Origin of the sequence: Rhodococcus daqingensis, from assembly GCF_042665615.1 — a bacterium.
Taxonomy (GTDB): Bacteria; Actinomycetota; Actinomycetes; order Mycobacteriales; family Mycobacteriaceae; genus Rhodococcus_G; species Rhodococcus_G daqingensis.
Map to the genome: position 1 here is coordinate 23,515 of NZ_JBHTCS010000009.1, position 11,867 is coordinate 35,381.

Consider the following 11,867-nt stretch of genomic DNA (forward strand, 5'->3'; position numbering starts at 1 on the left):
GATCCCTCACTCATCGCCTGTGCTCCCCGGAGTCGGAACATAGATCGGTCCCCGTGCGATCACCGGGGCGAGCAGTTCGTCGGTGAACACCTGATCCGGCGTGGCCGTGGCCACCGGAACCCTGGTCTGGCCCGGGTATCCGATGGCGGCCCGCACAGTCTTGGACATGTAGTAGGCGCACATCACGAACAGGTACGCCGCCTCGACCGTCTCGGTCGGCCAGCTGTCGACGACCTCGGGCGTGAGATCTGCGGCGTCGGCCGCTGTTCGTGCGATCTCGCGCAGCGCCGCGGCGACCTCGTCGTTCGCCGCCAGCGCGGTGCGGACGACGGACTCGTAATCTGGCAACGCCCTCATCGCCGGAGACGTGTCGGTCCCGGGGAACCACAGATCGGCCAGACGCTGCAGACCCCACTGTTCGATCTCGGTGAGTGCTGCGTTCACAACGGTGAGTGGTTCGTTCACAATGGAGTCCTCTGCTCGGCTGCGGTCTCGACGATGTGCTCGGCGCCGCGCAGAGCGAATGCGGCGATCGTCGAGGTGGGATTGACGGCCGACGACGTCGCGAAGACGCTGCCGTCGAAGATGTACAGGTTCGGCACGTCGTGCGACTTGCCGTATCCGTCCACCACCGATGTCTCGCGATCGTCTCCGCATCGGGCCGTGCCGAGTAGGTGCCAGCCGACCTCCGGCATGTAGTCGACCCGGTGGGTGAAGACCGCCCCCGAAATCTCATGAACCTCGGTGAGTTTGGCGATGTGCCAGTCGAGTGCGCGAATACTCTCGTCGGAGAGCTTGTAGCGCAGCTTCGGCGCAGGCAGCCCATCGCCGTCGACGAGCGTGTCGTCGAGGGTGACCCGGTTGTCGAACTCGGGCAGGTCCTCGATCGCGGCGACCCATTCGAAGGCGCGGCCGGTGAACCTCTCGACGAACTCGTGGCCGGCGATACCACTGCGCTGGCTGAGCGGCAGGCCTGCGATGCGCTGCAGCAGTTCCGCCGGTCCCGGCACGGGGGCGATCGTCCACTTGGCTCCCCGGCGGAATCCCCGCGTCACATCTGTCTCTGCGAACTGCATCGACCAGATCGGCTGCCCCACCGGGCCGAGGTACGCCTGGAGATCCTCCTCGTAGCATCCGAGCACGGTCGCCGTCGGGTGCATCATCAAATTCCGGCCGACGTAGCCCGAGGAGTTGGCAAGTCCGTCGGGGAATCGCGACGAGGCCGACATGAGCAGCAACCGCGGCGTGCCGACGCCGTTGGCGCACACGATGACGACCGGCGCGGCGGTGTGGTGCTCGGTTCCGTCGCGGTCGATCCAGGTGGCGCCGGTCGCCAGGCCACGCGGGGACACGGTGACCTCACGGACTCTGGCGCCCGTGATCAGTTCGACGCCTGCGGCCAGGGTGGCCGGCCACATCGCGACGTCCCAGGACGACTTCGCCCCTTCGGGGCAGCCGGCCACGCATGTCCCCCAGCGGGCGCAGGCAGAGCGGCCGTCGTGCGCCCGCGACAGGATCGCATGGGTTCCCGGCCACCAGTGGTAACCGAGTGCGTTCATACCGCGTGCGGCGACCTGTCCTATCCGGCCGATCGGCAATGGTGGCTGCGGAGGATCCTCCCCCGGCGGGTAGGCGGTGTTCCCGCCGACGCCGGAGACGCCGATCATCTCGTCGATCATCTCGTAGTACGGCTGGAGGTCCTCGTAGGTGATCGGCCAGTCCGCGGCGACCCCGTCGAGGGTCCTCACCCGGAAATCGGAAGGAATCAGCCGCGGCCATTCCGCGCCGAACATCACTGTGCTGCCGCCGACCCCGCTGAACTGGAGCGTGTGGATGTCGGCTTCGTCCTCGTTGATCGGATAGTCGCTGGGCAACTTGCGGATGTTGGGGTTCGGGTTCCACGGCCCGGCCTGCACGAGTTCCCGCTCGGGGAGGGTGCTCGGATAGACGTCCGGCCAGGTGCCCTGTTCGAGCACCGTGACGCGGTAACCACTTTCGGCGAGCAGCCGAGCCGCTGTCGTTCCCGACGGGCCGGCGCCGATGATCAGTGCATCTGTTTCGCCCCGGGTGGAGTAACTCGGTCCCACCGGTCGCCCCGGGTGAGCACCAGAGGACTGCTTCCCTGTGTTCATGTTTCTGTCCGTCCTTGACCGTCGGTCATTGACCGAGATCGACAATGATGGTCTTGAGTTCGGTGAACACGTCGGTGAGCGCGAAGCGGCCCTGCACGCGTCCGGTACCGCTGCCCTTGCCGGATCGGCCACCGAACGGCAGGTGGTATTCGGACCACACGCTCGGCAGATTCACATTCGCCATCCCGGTCGACGCACGCTCGGCGAAGCGGAGTCCGCGACCGATATCGCGGGTGTACACCGACGATGCGAGGCCGTACTCCGAGGCGTCGATGATGGCCAGCGCCTCGTCTTCGGACTCGATCCGCTGGAGCGGCATCACCGGCCCGAAGGTCTCCGAACGGCTGATCAACATGTCGTTGGTGACACCGGTCAGCACGGTGGGCGGCCAGTACAGGTCTGTGTCGAACCCGGTCAGTGGTGATCCCCCGGTCAGGACTTTGGCGCCGTTGTCGATGGCGTCCCGAACGTGGGTCGCGACCTTTATCGCAGTGGACTCGTTTTGCAGCGGACCCATCGTGGTCTGCTCGTCGAACGGGTCACCGACGCGGGTGGTGTTCTCGACCTCTGCCACCAGCCGCGCGGCGAATGCGTCGTAGACCTCGCTGTGCACGAGGATCAGCTCGGCCGACGTGCAGGCCTGCCCGGACGCGACGGTGGACGACATCACCACGCCCTCGGCCGCCTTGTCGAGGTCGGCGTCCTCGAGGATCACCATCGGGCCGTTGCCTCCGAGCTCGAGGATCTGGGCACGATTGTGTGCATTGGCAGCGATCAGCCGACCGGTGGCGGTCGATCCGGTAAAGGCGACGACGTCGGCGCGCTCGTCCCTGGTCAGTGCGTCACCGATGACGGCCCCGTCGCCGGTCACGAGGTTGAGGACCCCGGCCGGCAGGCCCGCCTCGACGAGGCACTCGACGAGCAGGGTCGCCGAGAGTGTGGTGGTGGGCGCCGGAAGCATGACGACCGTGTTTCCACCCGCCAGTGCGGGAGCGATGTGCTGGACGGCCATGGCGATCGGGAAGTTCCACGGCTGAATCGCCACCACGGTGCCGCGGGCGACGCGATACGCGTAGTTCCGGCAGGACGGCACAGCCGACGGGAGCAGCCTGCCCTCCAGATCCCGGCACCCGGTGATCGCCTCGTCGAAATGTGCGATCGCCTCATCGATCTCGCCGCGTGACTCGTGTGCGAACTCCTTGCCCACCTCGTAGGCGATGACTGTCGCGATCTCGTCGCGGCGCGCCGCGAGAACCTGCTTGACCTTTTCGAACACCTCGATGCGTTCGAAGACGGTGGTGTGCGACCAGTCGCCCGCCGCACGGTTGGCAGCAGAGAGCGCCATGTCGGCGAATCTGCTGTCACACAGCGCTATTGAACCTAATGCTGCACCGGTGACGGGGCTGTACACATTCCTGCGTTCCAGGTCTCGGTCGGTCCATTCGCCGCCGATAAGGGGCCGTGCATGGATCTCGGGAAGTTGCCTTGTCATGATGGTTCCTCGGGTCGTGGGGTCTCAGGGTTCGACGCGGACGATCGCGTCGGGGCCGGCTTCATCGACGACGAAGCCCGGAACGCCGTCCCAGTAGATGTCGGAGAACTTCGCCAGGAAGGCGTCCGCATCGAAAGCGGACTCCGGTGCATGAACACCGACTTCGGCACTGTCGATGCTCAACACTCCGACAGCGGCAGGCCGTGCGGTCTCCAAGCTCATCGAACCGTCGACCGGTCCACCCGGAAGCACGACGACCCCACTCCGAAGGCCGTCACGCTCACCGGTCACCGCCGCGCCACCGAACACCGACAGAGCGGGCCCCACCCGCGGTGTCGCGAGGACCTGGGGCCTGGCCCGGAGCTGTGCGGCGAGAAACTTCAGTGCAGTCGGGACATCGATCTCGCCTCGACTGACTCGGTCGAGCGTCGGAAGCATGAGCGCGTCGGACCCCGCGTCGATGGTGCCCACGTTGACGCACTCCTGAACGTCAACCGCGCGCGGCAGCGTGACCGGTTCCGGGTGACCGATCATCCTGAACACTCCGGTCGCGCCGCTCGAGGTGGTGACCCGGTAGGCCTCCTTCCAGGCCCTGCATTCAGCTTGCTGGCCGTCACGCCAGATCGGCGCCATCGCGGAGGCCTGGACAATCAGATGGTGGAACGCCGCGCGTCCCTCTTCGAATGCCGAGGCCATGGCCGCAGCCATCGTCTCCGCCTCGGCCATGCTCTTTCCTTCGCCGGGGTCTCCCCAGAAAGTCGCCAGTAGGTCGACCGAGTCGAGCTGGCGCGCAGCGACGACCGCGAGAAAGTTCGTCAGCCCCGGGCTCATCCCGAGACCGATGACGGCGCGGACACCGGCGGCGCGGGCGGCGTCGTCCCTGTCGAGCAGTTCGGCCGTGGGGATCGGATCGTCACAGACGTCGACGTAATTCACGCCGCTCGCGATCGCCGCGTCCAGCACGACGGTGCCCCATCGGTCGAACGGTCCCGCCGTGTTCACGACGACGTCGGCGCCCGCGATCGCGGTGTCGAGCGTTGCCACGTCGGCAAGGTCGACTTCGCTGAAGTCGAGACCCGGGTCTCGCGGTTGCGTCCTGTCGGCGACCCGCACCTCGACGTGTGAGTGCCGGGAAAGCTCCTGGGCGATGCGGGTTCCCACGCGCCCGGCCCCTCCGACGATGACGACCTTCATGACTGCAACTCCTTGGTAGGTCTGGCACTGGCGATTCACGACATGACGGTTCTGCTCAATTCGCCGCCGCACGAACCGTGGCCGCCACAGCCGGCCAGGCGAATACGCGAACAATCCAGATGATGGAGGCCTAATGGCCGGAAGAATCCGAGACGATCCAATCCACGATCAGCCTTCGAATGAAACGGACTGTACTCACGCGATCTGCCTTATGCAATCATTTCGGAAAGAATCTTCATTTCGGCAACACCAGGTGCGAGCTCCCGCGCGGCTACGCTGGACTTTTGCAGAGCAGTGAGGCAATTTGCACCGCTACCGAGCCAGTATCGCGCGTTTTCGTCGTAGCGATCCCCACCTCGTCATCCGATACTGAGATCAGCATCACGCATCGGAAGTGCAGACGTAATCCACCTGCATGCCTCGCCCGGAAAGGACTTTTCCACACGCTCCCAAGTCGAATTCCAATTAATAAAGTCGAAACGAAACCGTAGCCACACGGCCGAAGCAAGCCTTTTTCAGGCTGCGCCCTTATTGAAATAAAGCCCACCAGTCTCCGCGCGCGATCTCGTCTATTCATCGTGGGAGATGGAGTACATTCGTACCGTCGCACGCTATTGCACGGAAGCAGCACATGAGTGAACTGGAAGCCGGTTGGCCGGCATCGTCGGACGCCGCGAAGGATCTATTCCGTTCCGTGGCCAGGACACTGCTGCCGCAGACCGAGTCGATCCTCGACGATCTGGCGGCAGCCCAGTACCAGACGACCGCCGACCCCGGTTTCAGCCCGGACTCCCCGCTCGCAGAAGTCGACCGTCGCCTTACTCGCGCCAACCTCGAGCACTGGCTCGCGGCGAACATCGACACGCCCGGGCGGCCGGTGCCAGCCGCCGACGTCGAGGAGTTCGCGCTGTACGCCCGCGATCTCGTGATGCGCGGCATCTTCGTCAACCAGATCAGCGCCTGGCGTGCTGCACAACGCGTGAGCTGGAGTTGGTGGGTGAACGCGTGCTTCCGCGCCGGCGCCGACCCGCAGGTACTGCGAGAGCTGATCGACCTGTCGGCCACCTCACTGACGGCATTCATCGACGACTCCATGGCACGGCTCGACGAACACATCAAGGCGACTCGCGAAGACCTCAGCGCAGCGACCCAACTAAGACGTCAGTCGACTGTCCAGCTCCTGCTCGAGGGTGCGCCGATCCCGCGCGACCGAGCCGAAAGCCAACTCGGGTACGTCCTCACCGGCAGCCACCTGGCGGCGATCGTATGGGTCGACTCGGTCGACGCCGCCTCCCAAGCCACCCAAGCTGCCGAACAGATCGCGAGGGCGACTCACGCCCCCGACCGCCTGTCGATTGGGGCGGGCCTAACCACCGTGTGGCTGTGGATGCCTACCAGCACAGCAGTTGTGGCTTCCCAAATCTCCCCCGTACTCGCCTCCACCCCGGCTGCACGAGTGGCCTTCGGACGACCGGCCGCCGACGTGCTAGGTTTTCGTCGCAGTCACCTCGACGCGGCCTCAGCCAAGCGCCTCGTGGAGCGACTCGGGTCGCGTCGTCGCGTCGTCTGCTTTCAGGACGTACATCTCGCATCGCTTATCTCAGCGGATCCGGCTGAGGCCGAACTGTTCATCTCCGACACTCTCGGTGATTTCGCCGATGCGGATCAGATACTTCGCGACACAGTCCGCACCTTCGTTCGCGAACGGTTCAACCGTTCTCGCACATCTGAGCGAATGTTTGCCCACCGCAACACGATCGACCGTCGGCTTGTGCGCGCAGATGAGCTGCTGCCCACTCCATTGCACGACAATGCGACTGCGATTGATGCAGCGCTATCGCTGATCGAGCTTCGCGATGATTGACACTCTTGTCACCACTACCGTCGGGCAATGTGCACGCGTCATATCTCGATAGCCGATCCACGACCGAACCTCTGCGACTGACGGTGTGTCCGCCTGCCGTTAGTAGCCACGCCACGTCGAGTTGATCAGCGGCATGACGAGTGCCCAAGGCCCCTTGAATGCAGGACCCATCGCCAGGTTGCGCCTATCCGGTTGGCGCAGACAGTCCGAAGTCGAGCGTGCCGTCTTCCTTGACGTCGTAGATCTCGACGCCCTCGCTCACGTGCGCTTCGTCCGAACCGGTCGCGACCGCGATCTTGTTGCTGGCGTTCCGCGTCAGGTCGAGGACGAGCTCAACGGCCTCGACGGGCGAGAAATGCTGCCGCACATCATCAATGACGTCATCGCTGATGTAGCCGGGCTGCCAGATCATGGCATCGGTTAGCGTGAGCGCCGCCTTGTGCCGCTCGGAGAGTGTGCTGTCCTGATAGTGGTCCACCTCGCCGAAGGTCCCTTCACCGACTCCAGCCGAGAGTGCTGACCTGCTGCGCAGCGACTTGCAGATGCGGCAGTTGTGCTGCCGCGCTTGGCGCAGCCGGACCAGTTCGGTCGTGACAGAGTCGAGGGCGCGCAGACGACCAACACTACGCAGGAACGCATCGACCGCAGGCCACGGATCATCATCCGATTCGTTCCACCGGGCCGGACCCGTCCACCCGGACGGGTCCGGCCCGAACAGCTCATCCAAGACCCGGTGGAGCCGCGGCGCCCAGTCCGCGACATAGAGCGTCGTCACAAACGCTCCGGTCCGCGAGCCCAGCGCGCCGATCAGCGCCTCGCGCATGTCCGCGCCGACGGACGAGACATCCACACAGAACTGCTCGGCGAATTCGAGAGCCACTCGGTGCCCCTTCGACCGGGACGCCGGGGTCGCCACGCCCAGGTCGGGTGCTGGAACGGGCGCCAACGACAACGTCACGGCACACCTTTCGCGCACGGAACCCACCAGCGGCCCCAAGCGAGCCGGACTCAGCGCGATCAGCTCATTGAGTGCCGCCTCCGCCTCCGGGGCATAGCGCGCAAGCGCACCAGTCGCCGAGTCGGTTGACCAAGAGGTATCAGCGTGAGCATTCATCACCATTCACATCACCTTCTGCAATACCTTGGGGTTCGGTGTGAGCCAGACAACAACCGCCGCCCGCCCTCCTCAATCCAAACCTCCCACTGAACGGGACAATCCATCCACCGGCGGTGCATACCTGCGGCGCGCCGATTCGCCGACACGAGGCGGGCCCCACACCGAATCGGCGTGGGGCCCGTTCTCGGCCCTGTTCGGCGCAGCAGCATCAGGTGCGGTGATCCCGGCTGCTGCGGCGCGCCGGTTAGGAGGCGACCAGCTCGTCGATCTGGTTGATCGCCGACGTGGCCCCCTCGACCACACCCATGTCCAGCACCTGCTGCAGCGCCTCGGCGGACTCGTAGGTACTCACGTATGTTGCGCGGGTCCCACCGTCGTGCTCGGCGAAGGTGAAGACGTTCTTCGATACCGGCAGTTCGGGATTCGAGTTGAAGTCCAGGTCGGCGAAGCCGTCGTCGAACGAGAAGCTCGTCGGCTCGTCGACGGCCGTGATCTGCCAGTACCCGGCGAACTTCTCGCCTTCCGGGCCGGTCATGAAGTAGGTCGTGCGGCCGCCGGGCGTGAGGTCGTGGTCGACCACCGTCGCCGGGTACGTCGGCGGTCCCCACACCTTCTCCAGCTGGCGCGGGTCTGCGTAGACCTGCCAGATCCGCGCCACCGGCGCCGCGAAGTCGGCGGTGATCGTCAGGGTCAGGTTGTCGAGGTCCTGCTGGACATTGGTCACAGGCATGATTCAGTCCTCCTTGGTCGAGCCGGATGCAATGAGTTCGTCGATGCGTGCAATGCGGCCGCGCCACACCTGCTCCAGCTCGGTGAGCATGGACGCCACCGATCGCACCGCCGCCACGTCGCCGCTGGCCAGCTGCTCCCGGCCGCTGCGCCGCTTGGTCAGCAGGCCGGCCTTCTCCAGCACCGCGACGTGCTTCTGTACCGCCGCGAAGCTCATCTCGTACTTCGCCGCGAGCACGGAGACCGAGTGCTCCCCGGCCAGTACGCGGCGCATGATGTCGCGCCGGGTCCGGTCGGCGAGCGCATGGAACAGGGCGTCTGCCCGGTCCTCGTCATCTCCGTTCACGTCACCAATCTACAACCAAATGGTTGTAGATTGTCAAGGCCCCGGCGCGATGCCACAGCCCGTGTGCCGGGCTCAGCGCGTGCGCTGGTAGCGAAGGTAGACAACGCGGGAGTTGAAGGTCCGGGACTCGATCCGGGCGAACTCCAGCTCCACCCCGCCGGACATGGTCTGCTCGGCGGACTCCCACACGAGCATCTCCTGGCACAGGCCGCGCCCGCACAGGTGTGCGGCGATGTCGCTGGTCTGCTCAGTGGCGCAGCCGCCTACGCCGCTTCCTGGGCGGCCTTCTCCGCGGCCTGCGCCTGTGCCACCTGCTCCGGGGTGAACCGGATGAACAGGGCCACGACGGCGGCGAGGGCGGCGAAGATCGCGCAGCCCAGCAGCGCGAAGGTGTATCCCTCGCTGAGCGCCGAGAGCTGGAGCGGGCTCATGCCCGCCGCCACGCCGGACGTACCGCCGAGCGAGAGCGTCCGCGACGTGGCCATCGCCCCGACGATCGCCAGACCGATCGGGCCGAACAGCACCTGCGCCACCTGGGCGATGGCGGACAGGGGGCCGATCTCGTGCGGCCCGACCCCCGCGATCGCGCAGAGCGGCAGCGGCACCACCGCGAGGCCGACACCGAAGCCGACGCCGACCACGAGCATGAACAGATTCCCCATGTACGTCGCCGACGTGTCCAGCGTGGACCCGTACAGCAGGCCCAGCGCGGTCAGGACCGTGCCGACGAGGATCAGCCACCGGGGCTGGACGCGGACCGCGAGCTTCGACGCCACGAAGGCCGCGGCGCCGAGACCGAAGGCGAACGGCACGAACGCCAGCCCTGCATCGAGCGGGCTGTAGCCGAGGATGTCCTGCACGAACAGCGCGACGAACGGCGCCAGGCTGAACATCACCGCGCCGACGAGCGCGATCGCGACGAACGTGGCCACCCGGTTCCGGTCACGGAAGAGCGAGAACGGCAGCAGCGGGTTCTCCGCCCTGCGCTCGACCACCAGGAACGCCGCGAGCAGTGCCAATCCCGCGACCAGCGCGATGACCACCGCCGGGCTGGTCCAGCCCATCTCGGCACCCTCGGTGAAGCCGAAGACGACGCCGGTGCAGCCCAGGGTCGCGAGCACCGCACCCGGCACGTCCAGCTTGAGCCGCTCGGCACCGGTCTCCACCAGCGAGCGGAACGCCAGGGCGATGATGAGCAGACCGATCGGCACGTTGATCAGGAAGATCCAGCGCCAGGACACCTCGGTCAGCGCGCCGCCGACGATCAGCCCGGTCACCGAACCGATGCCGGTCATCGCGGCGAAGATCGCGATCGCCTGATTGCGCACCGGGCCCGGCGCGAAGGTCGTCGCCACCAGGGCCAGCGCGGTCGGCGACGCGATCGCCGCACCCACGCCCTGCAGCGCGCGGGCCGCGATCAGCGAGATCTCGCCGGTGGCCAGCCCGCACACGAGCGAGGCCACCGTGAACAGCACCACCCCGCCGATGAAGACCCGCTTGCGCCCGAACGCGTCGCCGAGGCGCCCGCCGAGCAGCATCAGCCCGCCGAAGGTCAGCGCATACGAGGTGATCACCCAGTTACGACCGGAGTCGCTCAGGTCGAGGTCCTCCTGGATCCGGGCCAGGGCCAGCGACGCGACGGTGCCGTCGAGCACCATCATCAACTGCATACCGCCGAGGACGATGATCGCGAGACCGAACGCCCGTGTGGTCACGGGGTACTTCACGACGAGGGAGTCAGGCACGGTCGCCCAGGTTACTGCGCGTCGGCGGTCAGGCCCGCGACCGGCCCGATCACGATGATCGCCGGCGGGCGGATGTTCTCCTCGCGGACCCGCGCCGCGACCGTCGCGAGGTCGGCGCGCAGCACGCGCTGCGCGCGGGTGGTGCCCTCCTGGATGACGGTCACCGGGGTCTCCGCCGGCCTGCCGCCCTCGGTGAGCACGGCGGCGAACTTCTCGATCCGCTCCACCGCCATCAGCAACACCAGGGTGCCGCGCAGCTTCGCCAGGGCCGACCAGTCGACCAGCGAATCGGGGTGGTCGGGAGCGACGTGCCCACTGACCACGACGAACTCGTGGGTGACGCCGCGGTGAGTCACCGGGATCCCGGCCGCGGACGGCACCGCGATCGCGCTGGTGATGCCCGGCACCACGGTGACCGGTACCCCGGCCGCCGCGCACGCCTGCAACTCCTCGAAGCCGCGGCCGAACACGTACGGGTCGCCGCCCTTGAGCCGGACCACGAACTTGCCCGCCTTGTAACCGTCGATCAGCGCGGCGTTGATCGCCTCCTGCGCCATCGCGCGGCCGTACGGGATCTTCGCCGCGTCGATGACCTCGACCTGGGGACCGAGCTCCGCGAGCAACTCGGGCGGGGCGAGCCGGTCCGCGACCACGACGTCGGCCCGGGCCAGCAACCGGCGGCCGCGGACGGTGATCAGATCCGGGTCGCCGGGTCCGCCGCCGACCAGCGCGACGCCGGGCGCGTGCGGCTCGGCGACATCGACCACGCCGCCGGACTGCAGAGCCTCCACCAGCGCGGTGCGCACCGCGGCCGAGCGGCGGTGGTCGCCGCCGGCCAGCACGCCGAGCTCGAGCCCGTCGAAGGACGCGCTCGCCGGGGTGACGGCGGTGCCCTGGCGGGCGCTGTCGGCGCGCACGCAGAAGGTGCGACCCCGCTCCGCCTCGGCGACGACGGCGGCGTTGGTGTCGGGCTCGTCGGTGCAGGCGATGGCGTACCAGGCGCCGTCGAGGTCACCGTCGACGTACGCGCGCAGGTCGAGGGTGATCTGGCCGCCGGTGGCCATCGCCTCGACGGCGGGGGTGACGGCGCGGCTGACGACGTGCACCTTCGCCCCGCTGGCGACGAGCAGGCCGAGGCGCCGCTGTGCGACGGTGCCGCCGCCCACGACGACCACCCGTCGATCGGTCAGGTTGAGCCCTACGAGGTAGTTGGGCTCGTCTCCGGCCGCTGCTGGCACTTCGCGCTCC

Annotated in this window: 10 protein-coding genes; 1 reads left to right on the forward strand and 9 read right to left on the reverse strand. The window is 67.1% G+C overall.

Features of this window, described 5'->3' with window-relative positions:
• Nucleotides 1–6 precede the first annotated feature (6 nt).
• From ACFQS9_RS04555 to ACFQS9_RS04570, 4 genes are all read right to left on the reverse strand, one after another.
• Nucleotides 7–465 carry a hypothetical protein gene (locus tag ACFQS9_RS04555; RefSeq protein ID WP_378402030.1) on the reverse strand — a complete coding sequence of 153 codons (459 nt, stop codon included), beginning with the start codon at nt 463–465 and terminating at the stop codon, nt 7–9.
• Nucleotides 462–2,087: a GMC oxidoreductase gene (locus ACFQS9_RS04560; protein ID WP_378402032.1), complete on the reverse strand. Its 1,626-nt coding sequence runs from the start codon at nt 2,085–2,087 to the stop codon at nt 462–464. The genes ACFQS9_RS04555 and ACFQS9_RS04560 overlap by 4 nt, the downstream gene beginning before the upstream one ends.
• A gap of 70 nt (nt 2,088–2,157) precedes the next feature.
• Nucleotides 2,158–3,624, reverse strand: coding sequence for an aldehyde dehydrogenase family protein (locus ACFQS9_RS04565; protein ID WP_378402034.1), 1,467 nt, complete (start codon nt 3,622–3,624; stop codon nt 2,158–2,160).
• 24 nt (nt 3,625–3,648) lie between these two features.
• Nucleotides 3,649–4,818, reverse strand: a complete 1,170-nt coding sequence (locus tag ACFQS9_RS04570; RefSeq protein ID WP_378402036.1) for a saccharopine dehydrogenase NADP-binding domain-containing protein — start codon at nt 4,816–4,818, stop codon at nt 3,649–3,651.
• A 631-nt stretch (nt 4,819–5,449) separates the two neighbouring features.
• On the opposite strand from ACFQS9_RS04570, the gene ACFQS9_RS04575 reads away from it, so the two are divergent.
• A complete protein-coding gene (locus ACFQS9_RS04575) occupies nt 5,450–6,682 on the forward strand; it encodes a helix-turn-helix domain-containing protein (RefSeq protein ID WP_378402038.1) in 1,233 nt (410 codons plus the stop codon).
• 184 nt (nt 6,683–6,866) lie between these two features.
• Here ACFQS9_RS04575 and ACFQS9_RS04580 read toward each other — a convergent pair whose 3' ends face one another.
• The 5 genes from ACFQS9_RS04580 to cobA form a co-directional block, all read right to left on the reverse strand.
• Nucleotides 6,867–7,802, reverse strand: a complete 936-nt coding sequence (locus ACFQS9_RS04580) for a carboxymuconolactone decarboxylase family protein (protein ID WP_378402040.1) — start codon at nt 7,800–7,802, stop codon at nt 6,867–6,869.
• Between the two features lie 241 nt (nt 7,803–8,043).
• On the reverse strand, nt 8,044–8,529 hold the full coding sequence (locus ACFQS9_RS04585; RefSeq protein WP_378402042.1) for an SRPBCC family protein: 486 nt from the start codon (nt 8,527–8,529) through the stop codon (nt 8,044–8,046).
• 3 nt (nt 8,530–8,532) lie between these two features.
• Nucleotides 8,533–8,874, reverse strand: coding sequence for an ArsR/SmtB family transcription factor (locus ACFQS9_RS04590; protein WP_378402044.1), 342 nt, complete (start codon nt 8,872–8,874; stop codon nt 8,533–8,535).
• A 263-nt stretch (nt 8,875–9,137) separates the two neighbouring features.
• Nucleotides 9,138–10,619 (reverse strand): MFS transporter, encoded by a 1,482-nt coding sequence (locus ACFQS9_RS04595; RefSeq protein WP_378402046.1) that lies wholly within the window; start codon nt 10,617–10,619, stop codon nt 9,138–9,140.
• Nucleotides 10,620–10,630: 11 nt separating this feature from the next.
• The gene (gene cobA / locus ACFQS9_RS04600; RefSeq protein WP_378402048.1) at nt 10,631–11,857 is read right to left on the reverse strand and encodes a uroporphyrinogen-III C-methyltransferase; all 1,227 of its coding nucleotides are present in this window, start codon (nt 11,855–11,857) and stop codon (nt 10,631–10,633) included.
• Nucleotides 11,858–11,867 lie beyond the last annotated feature (10 nt).

Excerpts from the sequence above, each read along its gene's own strand:
- ACFQS9_RS04565 (WP_378402034.1), bottom strand. The coding sequence starts at position 3,624 with ATGACAAGGCAACTTCCCGAGATCCATGCACGGCCCCTTATCGGCGGC.
- ACFQS9_RS04575 (WP_378402038.1), top strand. The coding sequence starts at position 5,450 with ATGAGTGAACTGGAAGCCGGTTGGCCGGCATCGTCGGACGCCGCGAAG.
- ACFQS9_RS04570 (WP_378402036.1), bottom strand. The coding sequence starts at position 4,818 with ATGAAGGTCGTCATCGTCGGAGGGGCCGGGCGCGTGGGAACCCGCATC.
- ACFQS9_RS04585 (WP_378402042.1), bottom strand. The coding sequence starts at position 8,529 with ATGCCTGTGACCAATGTCCAGCAGGACCTCGACAACCTGACCCTGACG.
- ACFQS9_RS04580 (WP_378402040.1), bottom strand. The coding sequence starts at position 7,802 with ATGGTGATGAATGCTCACGCTGATACCTCTTGGTCAACCGACTCGGCG.